General features: G+C 60.6%; 6 protein-coding genes. 2 read left to right on the top strand and 4 right to left on the bottom strand.

Features of this window, described 5'->3' with window-relative positions; genetic code table 11:
* Positions 1-55: 55 nt before the first annotated feature.
* Together pyc and ACI2KA_RS11765 are read right to left on the bottom strand one after the other, a co-directional pair.
* Positions 56-3,517 (bottom strand): pyruvate carboxylase, encoded by a 3,462-nt coding sequence (gene pyc / locus ACI2KA_RS11770; RefSeq protein WP_404502163.1) that lies wholly within the window; start codon positions 3,515-3,517, stop codon positions 56-58.
* A 106-nt stretch (positions 3,518-3,623) separates the two neighbouring features.
* Positions 3,624-4,361 (bottom strand): autoinducer binding domain-containing protein, encoded by a 738-nt coding sequence (locus tag ACI2KA_RS11765; protein ID WP_404502161.1) that lies wholly within the window; start codon positions 4,359-4,361, stop codon positions 3,624-3,626.
* 338 nt (positions 4,362-4,699) lie between these two features.
* On the opposite strand from ACI2KA_RS11765, the gene ACI2KA_RS11760 reads away from it, so the two are divergent.
* Positions 4,700-6,463, top strand: coding sequence for a glucan ABC transporter ATP-binding protein/ permease (locus ACI2KA_RS11760; protein ID WP_404502159.1), 1,764 nt, complete (start codon positions 4,700-4,702; stop codon positions 6,461-6,463).
* Between the two features lie 93 nt (positions 6,464-6,556).
* Here the strand turns inward: ACI2KA_RS11760 and ACI2KA_RS11755 are convergent, their stop codons facing one another.
* Together ACI2KA_RS11755 and ACI2KA_RS11750 are read right to left on the bottom strand one after the other, a co-directional pair.
* Positions 6,557-6,802 carry a hypothetical protein gene (locus tag ACI2KA_RS11755; RefSeq protein ID WP_404502157.1) on the bottom strand — a complete coding sequence of 82 codons (246 nt, stop codon included), beginning with the start codon at positions 6,800-6,802 and terminating at the stop codon, positions 6,557-6,559.
* A 382-nt stretch (positions 6,803-7,184) separates the two neighbouring features.
* On the bottom strand, positions 7,185-15,680 hold the full coding sequence (locus ACI2KA_RS11750) for a GH36-type glycosyl hydrolase domain-containing protein (protein WP_404502155.1): 8,496 nt from the start codon (positions 15,678-15,680) through the stop codon (positions 7,185-7,187).
* Positions 15,681-16,258: 578 nt separating this feature from the next.
* Here ACI2KA_RS11750 and ACI2KA_RS11745 point away from each other — a divergent pair.
* A complete protein-coding gene (locus ACI2KA_RS11745; RefSeq protein ID WP_404502153.1) occupies positions 16,259-17,437 on the top strand; it encodes a M20 aminoacylase family protein in 1,179 nt (392 codons plus the stop codon).
* Positions 17,438-17,491 lie beyond the last annotated feature (54 nt).

The following is a 17,491-nucleotide window of genomic DNA, read 5'->3' as shown; positions in this document are numbered from 1 at the left end:
AAAAACGCCCGCCAGAAGGCGGGCGTCTGCAACCTTATCACCGATGCGATACGGCTTATTCGGCGTAGGAAATCAACAGATCCTTCGCATCGATCTGGTCGCCGGGGCGCACCAGAACTTCGGCGATCTTGCCGTCGCGTTCGGCGTGAAGCGCCGTTTCCATCTTCATCGCTTCGATGGACAGCAGCACGTCGCCAGCCTTGACCTCCTGGCCCTGATTGACGAAGACGCGGCTGATCACGCCCGGCATCGGCGCACCGATATGGGACGCATTGCCCGGCTCGGCCTTGCGGCGCACGGCAACGCCGGAAGCGCCGTGGGCACGGTCCGGCACCTTGATGCGACGCGGCTGGCCGTTGATCTCGAAGAACACCGTCACCATGCCCTTGTCATCTATACCGGACGAAGCCTGATTGACGATCACCAGCGTCTTGCCACGCTCAATATCGGCAAACAGCTCCTCGCCATCCTCCATGCCGTAGAAATAGGCAGGAGTTGGCAGCACCGAAACCGGTCCATATGTCTCGGCGGTAAGCGCGAAATCGGTGAAGACCTTCGGGTACATCAGATAGGACGCAAACTCGAAATCATCGATCTTGCGCTCCAGCTTGGTCTCGATCGTCTTTCTCTCGACATCGAGATCCGCATCCGCCAGCAGCGAACCCGGACGAACCGTGTAGGGCGCTTCACCCTTCAGCGCCTTTTTCTGCAGGGCTTCCGGCCAGCCGCCCGGCGACTGTCCGAGATCGCCCTTCAGCATCGACACCACTGAATCCGGGAAAGACACTTCACGGTCGGGATTTTCAACATCCGCCACCGTCAGATCCTGGCTGACCATCATCAGCGCCATATCGCCAACGACCTTGGAAGACGGCGTCACCTTGACGATATCGCCGAACATCCTGTTGGCATCGGCATAGGCCTGCGCCACCTCGTGCCAGCGGCTTTCAAGACCCAGCGAACGCGCCTGTTCCTTGAGATTGGTGAACTGGCCGCCCGGCATTTCATGCAGGTAGACTTCCGAGGCCGGCCCCTTGAGATCGCTTTCGAACGCCGCATATTGATTGCGCACCGCTTCCCAATAGAAGGAAATGCGGCGGATCCATTCGGTATCGAGACCCGTATCACGTTCCGATCCCGCCAGCGCCTCGACGATGGAGCCGAGGCACGGCTGCGACGTATTGCCCGAAAAGGCATCCATGGCGGCATCGACGGCATCGACGCCAGCATCCACGGCGGCAAGAACGGTCGCAGCGGAAATGCCGGACGTATCATGGGTGTGGAAATGGATCGGCAGGCCGGTCGCCTCGCGCAGCGCCTTGAACAGAACCTTCGCGGCAGCCGGCTTCAACAGACCCGCCATATCCTTGACGGCGATGATATGCGCACCTGCCTTTTCAAGCTCGGCGGCAAGGTTGGTATAATATTTGAGATCGTATTTCGGACGCGCCGAATTGAGCAGATCGCCGGTGTAGCAGATGGTCGCCTCGCAGAGCTTGTTCTCCTCGGCGATCGCATCCATCGAGACCCGCATATTCTCCACCCAGTTCAGGCAGTCGAAGACACGGAACAGGTCGATCCCACCCCTTGCGGCCTGGCGGACGAAATATTTCACGACATTGTCGGGATAATTCTTGTAACCGACGCCGTTCGCGCCGCGCAGAAGCATCTGCAGCAGCAGGTTCGGCGCGCCTTCACGGATGAGCGCCAGACGCTCCCATGGGTCTTCGGTCAGGAAGCGCATGGAAACATCAAACGTCGCACCGCCCCAGCATTCCAGCGACAGAAGCTGCGGCAGCGCCTTGGCGTAAACACTCGCGACCCGGGCGATATCATGCGTGCGGACACGGGTGGCCAGCAGCGACTGGTGCCCGTCACGCATGGTCGTATCGGTGACCAGCACGCGTTTTTCGTTGCGCATCCAGTCCGCAAAGCCCTTCGGACCGAGCCTGTCCAGCAGCTGTTTGGTGCCGTCCGGCGTCGGTGCATCGATATAGGGCACGACGGGCTTTGCCGCCTTCTCGGAAGGCTTCGCACGACCCTTGGTTTCCGGGTGACCGTTGACGGTCACGTCGGCCAGATAGGTCAGGAGCTTGGTGGCGCGGTCCTGACGCTTGACCTGCGCAAACAGTTCCGGCGTCGAATCGATGAAGCGGGTCGTGTAGGTATTGTTGCGGAAGCTGTCGTGGCCGATGATGGCTTCGAGGAAAGTGAGATTGGTCGCAACGCCGCGGATACGGAATTCGCGCAGTGCACGGTCCATGCGGTTGATCGCCTCATCCGGGCGCGGCGCCCAGGCCGTGACCTTGACGAGCAGCGGATCGTAATAGCGGGTTATGACGGCGCCGGTATAGGAGGTGCCGCCGTCCAGGCGAATGCCGAAGCCCGAAGCGGAGCGATAGGCGGTGATACGGCCATAGTCCGGGATGAAGTTGTGTTCCGGGTCTTCCGTGGTGATACGGCACTGCAGCGCGTGGCCGTTGAGGCGGATATCCTCCTGGCGCGGCACGCCGGATTCCGCCGTGCCGATGGCGGCGCCTTCGAGAATATGGATCTGCGCCTTGACGATATCGATGCCGGTCACGACTTCGGTGACGGTGTGCTCCACCTGAATGCGCGGATTGACCTCGATGAAGTAGAATTTGCCGCTATCGGCATCCATCAGATACTCGACCGTGCCGGCGCCGATATAGTGGGTCGCGGCCGCGATCTTCAGAGAATAGGCGGCCAGTTCCTGGCGCTGCGCTTCACTCAGATAGGGCGCCGGCGCGCGCTCGACCACCTTCTGGTTGCGGCGCTGGATCGAACAATCGCGCTCGAACAGATGCACGACATTGCCATGCGTGTCGCCGAGAATCTGGCTTTCGACGTGGCGGGCACGCTCGACCAGCTTTTCCAGATAGACTTCGTCCTTGCCGAAGGCGGCTTTCGCCTCACGCTTGGCTTCCGTCACCTCGCGGGCCAGGTCTTCCTTTTTGCGAATGGCGCGCATGCCGCGGCCGCCACCGCCCCAGGAGGCCTTCAGCATCACCGGATAGCCGATTTCCTCGGCCATGCGCTCCACTTCCGCCATATCGTCCGGCAGCGGATCGGTGGCGGGAACGACAGGGACGTCGACCGAAATCGCCAGATTGCGGGCGGCGACCTTGTTGCCGAGCTGGCGCATCGTATCCGCCGTCGGCCCGATGAAGGTGATGCCGGCCTTGTTGCAGGCCTCCACAAATTCCGGGCTTTCGGACAGAAGACCGTAACCGGGATGGATCGCGTCCGCTCCGGAGAGCTTGGCCACGCGGATAACCTCCTCGATCGAAAGGTAACTTTCGATCGGCCCCATATCCTTGGCCAGATGCGGTCCTCTGCCGACCTGATAGGATTCATCCGCCTTGAAGCGGTGCAAAGACAGCTTGTCTTCTTCCGCCCAAATCGCAACGGTTTTAATCCCAAGCTCGTTCGCTGCCCGGAAAACGCGGATCGCTATTTCGGATCGGTTGGCAACAAGTATTTTCGATATTTTCAAGACGGTCTCCCCACACGCCAAAACAAAATTTCTGCTGCACTGCGGAATTAAGCAGCAAAAACCGGTCTTGGAAAGGGCAATTCGGGAGAGAACCGTCCTGTCGCCGCTAGCTCAGCAAGCCGTTGCGAAAAGCCAGCGCGACGGTATGCTGCCGGTTCCTGGCGCTGAAACGGCGCTGGATTCCATTGATATACCAATCGACCGTGTGGTTGGAGATGGATAGCTGGCGACCGATTTCGGTGGAGGTCATGCCATCCGCCATCAGCGCCAGCACCTCCATTTCACGCCTCGTCAGTTCGAGCGCCGAAACGTCCGGCACATTACTGAGATGATGGGCCTGGCCGGAAAGATCGAGCAGGCGCCAGAACACGGCGCGTGTTGCCGCATCCAGCAACTCGACCTGCAGCGACGGCAATTGCCGGTCCTGACCACCAATGAACACCGCCCCGATAAAGCCGGCGCGACCGTGCACGGGAAAGGCGTAACCACCTTGCAGGCCGTAACGGCCGGCGTCGTGAAAAAAGACGCTCGCCCTTTTGCGATGCATCGCACGCGGCAGGCCCTCAAGCGCTTCTTTCCATTGAAACGGCTTGTGCACCATGCCGATCACCTTACGGACAGGATCGACGAGATTGTATTTCTTGGCCCTGTAGACCTCGATCCAGCCTTCCGGCAGATGTTGCGCGAGAATCTGGCCGGTGGAGGCAAGCTCCCCGGTCATTCGCCTGCTGACGAGGAAATATTCGAAACCGTATTCGCGGATGAGCGCCGCGAATTCGGAACGGACACGGTCGGCGTTTCCCGCCTGGTAACACGTTGAGATGAAGTGAAGAATATCATGCATAAAGACACATGGCCCGGAGCTTGGCTTGAAAGGGATGACACGGAGGACATGGTCCCGCGATGACGTCATGTTACTCGGGCGCCGGTCGGTTCAGATTGAACATATCGTCGTTAGCAATCCCTGAAACGAAGATGCGAAATCTTGTGACGACCTATCCGGGGAACATCGGGTTTGGTTTTTTCGGTTCGCACGCAGGCTTGATTTGTTAAGCCGCCATTCAGACAGAAAGAGCGATAATTACACAAAATTCGCCGTCTCATGCAACCTTGCTAAAGTAGCATTGCCGTGAGGCCGAACAATCAACCGCTCGAAAAAGACGCACGGACTGGATTGAAAATTTGACCTTGTTTCAGGTTTACACACGCGCTCTGCGCTATCTGACCGTTCATAAATGGCGTGTGACGGTGGTCGTCATTGCCAACGTCATTCTTGCAGCGATCACCATCGCCGAACCAGTTCTGTTCGGCCGGATCATCGACGCCATCTCTTCCGGCACCAATGTCACGCCCATCCTCATTCTGTGGGCGGGGTTCGGTGTCTTCAACACCGTCGCTTATGTCGCCGTTGCGCGCGAAGCCGACCGCCTGGCCCATGGCCGGCGCGCTTCGCTTCTGACGGAAGCCTTTGGGCGCATCATCTCCATGCCGCTTTCCTGGCACCACCAGCGCGGCACATCCAACGCCCTGCACACCCTGCTGCGCGCCAGCGAAACGCTGTTCGGCCTCTGGCTGGAATTCATGCGCACGCATCTGGCCACCTTCGTCGCGCTGGTGCTGCTTGTGCCGACCGCCATGTCCATGGACCTGCGCCTGAGCTTCGTTCTGATCGGTCTCGGCATCGTCTACTGGTTCATCGGCAAATGGGTCATGAGCCGCACCAAGGACGGCCAGGCCTCCGTCGAAGAGCATTATCACAGCGTTTTTGCCCATGTCAGCGATTCCATCAGCAACGTCTCGGTGCTGCACAGCTACAACCGCATCGAGGCCGAGACCAAGGCGCTGAAATCCTTCACCGAAAAACTGCTGAGCGCGCAATATCCGGTGCTCGACTGGTGGGCCTTCGCCAGTGCGCTGAACCGCACGGCCTCCACAGTTTCGATGATGATCATCCTCGTCATCGGCACCGTGCTGGTGAAGAACGGCGAACTGCGCGTCGGCGATGTCATCGCCTTCATCGGCTTCGCCAATCTCCTGATCGGCCGTCTGGACCAGATGCGGCAATTCGTGACGCAGATTTTCGAAGCCCGCGCCAAGCTTGAGGATTTCTTCGTGCTGGAAGATTCCGTCAAGGAACGCGAAGAGCCGGGCGATGCGCGCGAATTGTCGAATGTGTCCGGCACGGTAGAGTTCCGTAACATCAATTTCGGTTTCGCCAATACCAAGCAGGGCGTTCACGACGTCTCCTTCACGGCCAAGGCCGGTGAAACGGTTGCGATCGTCGGACCGACAGGCGCCGGCAAGACCACGCTCATCAATCTCCTGCAGCGGGTCTATGATCCCGATTCCGGCCAGATCCTGATCGATGGAACCGACATTTCGACGGTGACGAAAAACTCGCTCCGCAACTCCATCGCCACGGTGTTTCAGGATGCCGGTCTGCTGAACCGCTCCATCCGCGAAAACATCCGCCTCGGCCGGGAAACCGCGACGGATGCGGAAGTGGTGGAGGCCGCAGCCGCAGCCGCAGCTACGGATTTCATCGACAGCCGCATCAACGGTTATCTGACGCAGGTGGGCGAACGCGGTAACCGCCTCTCCGGCGGCGAACGCCAGCGCATCGCCATTGCCCGTGCCATCCTGAAGAACGCCCCCATTCTGGTTCTCGACGAGGCGACCAGTGCGCTGGACGTGGAAACGGAAGCCCGCGTGAAGGCTGCGGTGGATGCACTGAGAAAGAACCGGACGACCTTCATCATCGCCCACCGTCTTTCCACGGTCCGCGATGCCGATCTCGTGCTGTTTCTCGATCAGGGCCGGGTCATCGAAAAGGGTACTTTCGATGAGCTGAGCCAGCGCGGTGGACGCTTTACCTCGCTGCTGCGCACCAGCGGCCTGCTGACGGAAGAAGAAAGCCAGTCCCGGCCAAAAGCCATAGCGTCCTGACGCCTTGGCGAACGGAATACGAAAGGGGCGGACAAGAGATTGTCCGCCCTTTTTCCTTGCCCGTTTCGTAAAGACAGTCCCCAGCCACGGATCCTATCGCAGGATTTCAGCCAAAGAGCTTGCCAGCCAAAAATCGATCTGCCCGAATGGGAGGACAGATCCCAGAAAGGCGACGAGACCTGCCGTAACATTGATCAGGAAAACGCCGAGAAGCACGCCAAGCGTCACTCCCATGCCCGTTTTCGAAGGGTAGCGCGCCAGCCAGCACGACAATGCCAAGGACAGGACGGCGAAGAATATGGACAGCGCCGTTTCTGTGAGAGAGACGTTGAAACGCAAGATACCCCCTTCCAGCTAGACGGAATTGTCGCGCAACACACGGACGCCACTTCCAGTTACCATTGGCGCATTCGGAAACCGGTCATCCGTGACATCTTCCTGCCTCGACACTTATTTCGCAAATAGAGTGCTCGCAAGGACTGCTTCTTCAAGACGTGCTGGACGACCCCGGTCCTGACAATCCGGTCCGATCCCTGGAGACTTTTGCAGATGACTATGTCTCGGCGCTGCCGGCCTTCCGCCGGCAACTGCGCGAGTTGCTGGGCTTCGGACTACGGATCTGGCCAAGATGCTCGACCGGATTTGAAGGCGGCCCTATAAAAATTCAGGCCCCTGCGTCACCGCAGGAGCCTGATTCCAGCTAGGCAGAGAGCTGACAGCGTCAGTCGAAGGAGATCACCCCATCGCCGGCCGCCAGGTCCTTGCCATCGACGGATACGGAAACCTCCGCCGTACCCGCCTTGCGGCTGACGGTAATCGCCCTTGTCTTTCCATCGAGCGTGATGCTGACCGAGAAACCGTTCCAGTCTTCCGGCAGCGACGGCGAAACCTGCAGCTTGCCGCCGGTGCGGGTGATGCCGAGAATACCCTCGACAGCGGCACGATAGAGCCAGCCGGCGGAACCGGTGTACCAGCTCCAGCCGCCGCGTCCCGCATAGGCGCCCTCACCGTAGACATCCGCAGTCACCACATAGGGTTCGACGCGATAGGTTTCCGACGATGCCGCATCGAGCGCGTGGTTGACCGGGTTGAGCAGCTTGAAGCAATTCCATGCCTCCTGGGCACGGCCCTGCTTGGCAAGGGCGAGAACCACCCAGGTCGCGGCGTGGGTATATTGTCCGCCGTTTTCACGCACACCCGGCGGATATCCCTTGATGTAACCCGGATCATGCGGCGCGCGCGAGAAGGGCGGCGTGAACAGACGGATGATTCCGGTCTTTTCATCGACAAGATGCTGCATGACCGCATCCATTGCCTGCCGCGACCGGCCTTCTTCGCCTTCGCCGGAGAGAACGCTCCAGCTCTGGCCGAGCGAATCGATCCGGCACTCCTCGCTTTCGGCGGAACCGAGCGGCGTACCGTCGTCAAAATAGCCGCGCCGGTAATAGCTGCCGTCCCAGCCCGCCGTTTCCAGTGCCTTGCGCAGCCTTTCGCGATGTGATGCCCATTTGCCGACACGGTCGGTATCACCACGCTTCTCGGCGATCTCGATGAAATCGCGAAGTGCGCCGGACAGGAACCAGCCGAGCCATACGCTGGTGCCCTTGCCGCCGACGCCGACGCGGTTCATGCCGTCGTTCCAGTCGCCGCCGAGGATCAGCGGCAGGCCGTTTTCACCGGTGCGATGAATGGCGAGATCGAGCGCCAGCGCCGCATGTTCGTAAAGCGTGACGGAACGATCGCTGGTTTCCGGCTGGAAGAAGGCATCGTGCTGTCCGGGCATCAAGGCCGGACCCTTCAGGAAGGGAATGCTTTCATCGAGGATGGCGGTGTCACCCGTGGCCGAGACATACTGGTTGATCGCATAAGCGAGCCAGACCACATCGTCCGATATGGTGGTGCGGACACCGGCACCGGTCAACGGCAGCCACCAGTGCTGCACGTCGCCTTCCGGGAACTGGCGGCCTGCCGCGCGCAGGATCTGCTTGCGGGCGAGATCCGGCTGGTAGAGCAGGAAGGCCAGCGTATCCTGAAGCTGGTCGCGGAAGCCGAAGGCGCCGCTCGACTGGTAAAAGGCGGTACGCGCCAGAATGCGGCATGCCAGCGCCTGATAGGGCAACCAGCTATTGACCATGTGGTTGAAGCCGGCATCGGGCGTGGAAACCTGCAACTGGCCGGTAAAGCCCGTCCAGAAAGCCTTGCTCTCGTCCAGCACCGTCTGGAAATCCGCCTTGCGAACGTCCTTCACCAATGCTTCGGCCTCTTCCGCATTGTCGGCATCACCGAGAATGAAGGTCATGTGCCGTTCTTCACCCGGCTTCAGGTGAATTTCCTGCATCAGCGCGGCGCAGGGATCGCCATCCAGCTCGGTGGTGCCGCTGAGTACGGCGCCGGACACGATGCCCTGTGGCGCCTGCGCCGAACCGAAGCGACCGATAAATTCGCGGCGGCTGGTGGTGAAGCCGCTCGCTTCGCTGTCAAGCGTCAGGAAGGACGTGCGGGCGCTATAGTCGATGCTGTAGGGGTTCGATGCAAAGATCGCATTGCTGCTGGCATCGTGCCTGCTCAGAATGAATGGCGCGGATTTCTGGCCATTATTGCCGAGCACCCATTCCACATAGGCATAGACCTTCAGGCGACGGCTTTTCGAACCCTTGTTGCGAACGATGACCTGCGAGAACTTGACCGGTTTCTCGCGGTCGACGGTCTGTGTCACCTCGACCTCGAGCGTGTCCGCCACACCGGTCATCACGGAATATCCGAGACCATGACGCGTTTCGAACAGCGCTTCGGGATCGCGCGAAAGCGCGGCGCAGGGCGTATAGAGCTTTCCTGTCTCCACATCGGCGACATAGAAGGCCTCACCCGGCCGGTTGATGACCGGATCGTTGCTCCATGGCGTCAGCTGATAGTCGCGCGAATTGCGGCTCCAGCTGAAACCGGCGCCTTCGGCCGAAATGTGGAAACCGAAACTCTCGTTCGAGACGACGTTGATCCACGGGTGCGGTGTGGATTGCCCGCCATTGAGACGCACCACATATTCCTGTCCGTTCTTGGCGAAACCGCCAAAGCCGTTCCAGAAATCGAGATCGCCTGCATCCTCGACCGGTTCCGCGACCGGAAAGGCCGGAACGGGCAAACGGGCCTGCGCGGCGTCACTCGTGCCGTCCGGGCCGCGATGGGCCGCAAACAGCGACACAGCGCGGTTGATCTGGTCGACGATCTTGCCGTTGCGCACGTGCAGCACGACGCGGGAGGCGGCGAGGAGCGCGCTCCAGGTCTCTTCGTCCATCAGGTCGCGACGCACGGAGAAGACGTGCGGGCGACCGCCATCGGCGGGATTGATGCGGCGCTGCGCCTCGGAAATATGATCCAGCGCATGTTGCATGTCCTGCGCATAGGACGCGGCCCGTTCGTTGACGATGACGAGATCGAAGATCACGCCGCGTGAACGCAGATATTCATGGGCGCTCAGCGCCTCACGGGCGATATCCATGTCCATATCGTCGTTGATGCGCAGGCTGAAGATCGGGAAATCGCCCGAAATGGCAAGCGGCCAAAGGGCGCGCTGCGAGGCGAGGCCCGTTTTCAGCGTTTCCGAATCCGCACGCAGATGCATGTCGGGATAAGTCAGATAGCGGCCGAGATGCTGGAAGGCGGCCGCCTGCTGCGAGGTGACGCCCACATGGCGCATCTGCACCTGCGTACGCGTCCAGGCATGCACGAGTTCATGCGCGAAAGCGTCCGGATGGCGATAACGGTCGATCGCCTTGTCGACTTCCTCGCGGCTCGGCGCGGCAATCGTCCAGAAGATCACGCTCACCTTCTTGCCCGCCGGCACACGCACGGTGCGGCGCAACGACAGAATCGGATCGAGCGTGAAACCATCGGTGCTCGAAAGCGTAGCGCCGGGATCGAAAGCCGCCGCTTCGCGCAGCGAGCGGCCGCGGCCGATGAATTTGGCACGATCCGTCTCGAATTCCGTCGGGCGCGACGGCCCGGCATTATCGGCAGCCAGATGCGCGATGACCGTGCCCGGCTCGTTCGGGCTGCGGCGGTTGCGCCAAGCGCGGATGACGTCACCGCGGCGGCCGATTTCCGTCTGCACGAACATGCGCGAGAACAGCGGATGAGCGTTGTCGTCATCCTCCGACGCGATGACCGGTTCCATATAGGAGGTCACTTCGATGTAGCGATCTTCCGAACCGACGTTCAGCAGGGTGATCCGGCGGCCTTCGGCATCGTGCTCGGTGGCGACGATGCATTCGACCACGCTCTGCAGGTCACCGATGGTCTTGTGGAATTCGGCCTTGTCGTCGGTGAAGACCGTCTTGGTCTTTTCACCGTCGATGACGCGCGGTTCCGCCGTCGCACTCCACCATTGTCCATTGGTGGTGTCGCGCAGGAAGATGAAGGTGCCCCAGCGATCTTCGGTCGGGTCGGCCTTCCAGCGGGAAATCGCCTGCCCGTTCCACTTCGAATAACCCGCACCCGTCGAGGTGAGCATGGTCGAATAATGGCCGTTCGAAAGGAACACCACTTCGCGGTCGCGCACCGCCGGATCGGCAATGGAACGCACTTCCGCACGCAGCAGGTCTGCCTGTTCCTTGCCGGGCGTCTCCGGCTCGTATTTGGCGCTCATGACCGGCACTTCGCGCGGCGCCTTTTCCTGCAGCAGCAGTTCGGCCGCCTCGATCACCGGATCGGAATGGAAGAGTTCACGCAGCACGCCGTCAAAGGCAACGTTGGCGACAGCCGCAATCGACATGCCGTGGTGGTGGGCATAATAATTGTAGACCACCGCACAGACCTTGCCGTCCGGCACGCGCGTCGGCGTGAAGTCCACCGCGTCGTGGAAACCGTACTGGCCGAGCGCGCCAAGCTTGCGCAGCTTGTCGAGGTTCTCGAGCGCACCGTCAGGATCGTACTGGCTGGCGAGGATCGATGCGTAAGGCGCGATCACCGCATTCTGGCCGAGGCCGCGCTTGAGGCCAAGCGTCGGCACACCGAAGTTGGTGTATTGATAGTTCATGTTGTGATCGCGGGCATTGAACGCCGCTTCGGAAATGCCCCATGGCGTGCCGAGACGACGGCCATGGTTCATCTGTTCCTTGACGATCAGATTGTTGGTCTGGTTGAGAATGCCACCCTGACGCTCCTGCATGACGAGCGGCGGCATCAGATATTCGAACATCGAACCCGACCAGGACACCAGCGCGCCCTGCGCGCCGATCGGCACGACCTGGCGGCCGAGGCGATACCAGTGCTCGGTCGGCAGATCGCCCTTGGCTATGGCGAACAGGCTGGTCAGGCGGCATTCGGATGCCAGAAGGTCGTAGCAGGCCTCGTCCAGCTCCTTGCTTTCGACGCGGTAGCCGATCGACAGAAGACGACGGTCCTTGCGGTAAAGGAAGGTGAAGTCCATCGAGAAGGCGAGGTTGCGGCTGCGGTCGCGCAGCGAGGCAAGACGCTGGCGCAGCGGCTCCATATTGGTGAGGTCGATGGCGCTGTCGGAAATATGCGATTCGCAGCATTCCACCAGCAATTGCGCCCAGCGCGTCACTTCCGCGCTCTGGGTGGATTTCACCTCATGGTCGACATTGGTGGCAAGCTTCTGGATGTCACGCGCCAGCACCGCCAGATTGATGACGCGGATCGAGGCGAATTCGTGCTCGCGCTTGACCGAGGCAAGCGCATTCGAGAAGCCGATAATGCGCTCTTCAAGGCGGCGGTGCAGCGGACGCAGGTTCTTGCGATTGTCGGGCAGGGCTTTCAGTGTTTCGCGCAGGATGCCGGCAACATCGCCAATACCATCCAGATTGCCCTGAAGATGGGCCGATGGCGCTTCCGCCCAGTCGCGGCAGGCGGATGAAACCGCAATCAGGTGGCCGGCGAGATTGCCGCTGTCCACCGCCGAAACATAACGCGGTCCGAGCGTCTGCAGGGTATCCGTATGGTACCAATTGTAGAGGTGGCCGCGATATTTTTCCATCTTTTCGACGGTCTGGATCGTGTTTTCGATCCGCTCCAGCGTATCGGCAAAACTGATCCAGCCGAACTGGCGCGCCGAAATGACGGAGAGCAGATAGACGCCGATATTGGTGGGTGACGTGCGCGAGGCAACGATCGGCTCCGGCGTTTCCTGGAAATTGTCCGGCGGCAGGTGGTTTTCCTGCGGCGTCACGAAAGCTTCGTAATAACGCCAGGTGCGGCGTGCGATCTTGCGCAGCTCGAAGGAGACGTGTTCGGAAACGAACAGCCGGTCTTCGGTTTCCGCAGACTGGCTGACATACCAGGCGACGGCCGGAGACAGAACCCAGAGCAGCGTGAAGGGAATGCCGATCAGGAAGGCGTTATCGCCCGGCAATGCGGCAAACAGCAGCCCGAGCATCGCCACGACGGGCGCATGCCACATCTGGCGATAATAATCGATGATACTGCCCTGTGCACTGGACTGCATGCTGGCCGCCGTGCGCCATTCCAGCATCAACTTGTGGCTGATGAGCAGACGGTAAAGCGAGCGGACAATCGCATCCGTCATCATGCAGGCGGCATCGGCAATGAAAACGATGCGAAGCGCAACCTGCGCATTGGTGGCGCGGATTTCCGACCAGATGGTGTGGAAATGCGCCTGCGGCACGATGTCGGTGGAACGCGGCACGAGGCCGGAGAGCAGCGAGAGCGTGGGCGCGACAAACAGCGAGAAGATCAGCAGGATCTGCCAGATCAGCGCACCCAGCGGATCCATGAAATACCAGCCGAGGATCGAAGCGAAGAACCAAGCGATCGGTGTCAGCGAGCGACGCAGATTGTCGACCATCTTCCAGCGGCCGATGGCGGTAACGCCACGGGCGCGGTCCAGGATGAAGGGAAGCAGCTGCCAGTCGCCGCGCGCCCAGCGGTGCTGGCGCGAGACTTCGACCTCGTAACGGGTGGGGAAATCCTCGACCAGTTCCACATCGGTCACCAGCGCGCAGCGCGCGAAGGAGCCTTCGAGCAGATCGTGGCTGAGGATGGAATTTTCTTCGATCCGGCCTTTCAGCGCCGCCTCGAAGGCATCCACGTCGTAAAGGCCCTTGCCGGTGAAAGTGCCTTCGGAGGTCAGGTCCTGATAGACATCGGAAACGGTAAAGACATAAGGATCGATGCCGCGGTTGATCGAGAAGACGCGCTGGAAGACGGAGGCGTCCTTGCCCGTCGTCAGCGATGGCGTAACGCGCGGCTGCAACAGGCCGTAACCTTCCACGACACGACCGGATTGCGGATCAATCTTGGGGCGGTTGATCGGGTGGTGCATCTTGCCGACGAGCTTGGTCACCGCGTCGCGCATCAGGCGCGTATCGGCATCGAGCGTCATGACATATTTGACATCGGCCGGCACGATATTGGCGCCGCCAAGGAACGTCGTGTCCTTGTCGCCGCGCAGCAGCATGTTCAGCTCATGCAGCTTGCCGCGCTTGCGCTCCCAGCCCATCCAGCAGCCTTCGGCCGGATTGTAGATGCGGCGGCGGTGCAGTAGGTAAAAACGCGTCTTGCCGTCAAATGCGTAGCGGCTGTTGAGCGTCGCAAGCTCCCGCTTGGCATAGTCGAGAATCTCGATGTCGTCGTCGGACTGCTCATATTGCGCATCGCGCCAGTCGCTGACGAGCGAGAAATAAATCTCGCCATGCGGATTGGCGAGATAATGCACTTCGATATTGCGCATCATCTCGTCGACACTGTCGCGGCTGGTGAGCATGCAGGGCACGGCGACCAACGTGCGTGCGTCCTCGGGAATGCCGTTCTTGAACTCGTATCCGACCAGCCGGAACGGTTTTACGAAGAAGGTGACGAGCGTGTTGAAGAGACCCGTCGCCCCTTCCGAAGCCGGCAGTGCGAACATCAGCAGGAAGGCGGTGACGACATACCAGGGCATGCCCGCTTCCGCGAGGAACCAGCCGACCGCCAGCATGGCAAGCGCGGTGATCAGAAGCACCGGCGCGGCGATCGCCAGCCAGTTGAACCTGCGCATCGAGCGCACGATGTGCTGCGACACCAGCGGCCGGTAACCGAGAGCCTTTTCAAGCTCGAACCGACGCTGGCCGACAAGCACGGAGCCGACATTGACGCGATGGTTCTCGTCCGCACCCGCAGGCGTCTCCGAGCGCGCCATCTCGACGGCCGCACGCGCAACCTCAACCTCGGTCTTTGGAGAACGGCGGGCCAGAAGCTCGATCGTGTTGCGATAGGTGTTGCGCGAACCGAAGTCGAGAACCTCGTAATCGGTCTCCTCGCGCAGGACCTTGTCGATATGGCTGACTTCCTCGAACCACACCGACCATTCGGTATCGTCGATTTCGCGCAGGCTCTTGACGATATTGCCCATCGTCACATTGCCGGAGGCCAGACGGTTGTGCTCCGACATCATGACGTTTTCGGCATCGGTGCCGGCGGCATGCAGGCGCTCTTCCAGCCAGGCAACGGCAAAACCGGAGGTCTGCGAACCGTTGCGCAGACGATAGAGGAATTGGGTTGCGAAAGTCGGATCGTCGACCAGCGAATCGACCTGCTTGAGAAGCGCGGCCGACGCTTCGGCATCGTTCAGCCGGATGATCTCATCGACGACCTCGTTCGCCTTCTGGCGCATGCGGCGCGAACGCTCGACGCGGATGGAGATACGGCGCAGATTTTCGATGAGGACAAAACGGATGATCGACGGCAGCGCCCACAATTCGCCGATCTGCAACGTCTTCGACGTCTGGTAGCCATCCACCAGCGCCGTCATGTTCTCGCGCGAAACCGTGCTGTGGGTATGGGCGACATAAAGCCAGCCGAGGGCCATGACCCGTGGGATCGTCACGCCGCCAACCGTCATCGTCGGCAGCTGGCGATAGAACTTGCGCGGAAAATCCCGGCGCACTTCCTGGATCGCCTCCTCGATGACGTAATGATTGTCGAGCAGCCATTCCGCCGCCGGCGTGATCGTCGCGCCATTTTCGGCATCGACGGCCGTCGTGCGGTAGACCCGCAGGATTTCCCTCTCGTTCTCGCGGTGGCGCGCGAAGAAATCGAACTCCATGAAGCCGGGAAGGCTGTCGGCGCCCTCGCGTGAAAGCGCGGCACCCGCATCATGCAGTTCCTCGACCGTCATATAGGACGCGCGGATCGAATCATTGTGGTCGATCTGCTTCGTCTCGGAATCACGGGCGGCGGCGGTCGGGGTGATATGAAATGACATCGGGCTCGTATTCTGAACTTAAGGGAAACGTGTTCGACTTGACCGGCATTTCGTCCGTGGCGGGGACACACACGAAAATCAGGCCACGCTATATTTATGACTTATCCTGAACCTTCGGTGAACCGGATGGGGCGCCACGCGGAACGGATCGTCAGGCGCAGGGCAACCGCACGCCTGGCATGCTGGCCGGCAACAATGCCGACAGGATTGCAAAACCGGAGATCGAAGCGCATTGAGGATTTTCGACGGCATGAAAAAAGTGGCGTCCCGCGGCGCGGCAATGCCGTTCCGACCGGATTTCGCACCCTCCCCGATGGCGAAAATTGTTCGCGCAACGTCCGATAATCCCCCGTTGACAACCTGAAGGGCAACACGAAACCGAGAAGGCCCGCGCCACATCCGAAAGGAGCTAATGCCCCAGGACGTCAATAGTTCCATGCCACCTGTCGCGGCACGATGCAAGCGCTGAATTTCAGGGCCTTTCAACGCCGGAAACGCCCCTTACATGCCCATGCATATGCTGCTATGTCATTTGCCGAAGGCGCCGGAAACAAGCGGCGAAACCCGGGACTTCGAAAATGACCAGACAGACCGCCAACATCACGTCTTTTGCCAACCATATGCCGGATGTGGTGGCGATCCGCCGCCACCTGCACCGCCATCCCGAAATCGGACTTTCCGAATTCAAGACGTCGGATTTCATTGCCGAAAAGCTGGTGGCGATGGGCTATGAGGTGACGCGGGGGCTTGCCGGAACCGGCATCGTCGCGACGCTGCGCAATGGCGACGGCACGCGTACGCTCGGCATTCGCGCCGACATCGACGCCCTGCCGATCCACGAGGAAACCGGGGCGGAATATGCAAGCGCCAATCAGGGGGTAATGCACGCCTGCGGCCATGACGGCCACACCGCCATGCTTTTAGGCGCGGCGAAGATCATCGCCGAACGCAGGAATTTCGACGGAACGCTGCATCTGATCTTTCAGCCGGCGGAGGAGAATTTCGGCGGCGCCCGCATCATGATCGAGGACGGTCTGTTCGACCGCTTTCCCTGCGATGCGGTTTTTGCCCTGCACAACGATCCCGGCTTGCCCTTCGGGCAATTCGTGCTGCGTGACGGGCCGATCCTCGCCGCCGTCGACGAATGCAGGATCACCGTCAACGGTTATGGCGGCCACGGCGCCGAACCGCAGGACGCGGCGGACCCCATCGTTGCCGGCGCAAGCATCATCATGGCGCTGCAGACCGTGGTGTCACGCAATATCCATCCGCAATTGTCGGCCGTCGTTACCGTGGGCGCATTCCATGCCGGCGCGGCCAGCAACGTCATTCCCGAAACCGCGGAGATGCTGCTGACCATCCGCTCCTTCGATGCGGGCGTTCGCGACGAGCTGGAAAAGCGCATCCGGGCGATAGCCGAAGGCCAGGCGGCGAGCTATGGCATGAGCGTCACCATCGATTACGAGCGGGGTTATAACGCGACCGTCAACCACAAGGCGGAAACGGACTATGTCGCCGATCTCGCCCGCCGCTTTGCCGGCAGCGAAAATGTGACCGAGATGCAGCGCCCGTCCATGGGAGCGGAAGACTTTGCCTATATGCTGGAAAAGCGGCCCGGCTGCTATTTCTTCCTTGGCACGGCGCGCACCGACAACGACCCGCCGCTGCACCATCCGAAATTCGACTTCAACGACGATATTCTGCCGATCGGAACCGCTTTCTGGGTCGATCTGGCCGAGGACTATCTCAAGGCGTGACAAACAGGAAAGGCCGGTCGGAGGAGCGACCGGCCTTTGTTCTCAAATTACCTG

The sequence above is a fragment of the Agrobacterium sp. NPDC089420 genome (assembly GCF_044900305.1).
Classification (GTDB): Bacteria; Pseudomonadota; Alphaproteobacteria; order Rhizobiales; family Rhizobiaceae; genus Agrobacterium.
The sequence above is the reverse complement of the archived record's forward strand: the minus strand, read 5'-3'. Positions and strand labels throughout refer to the sequence as shown.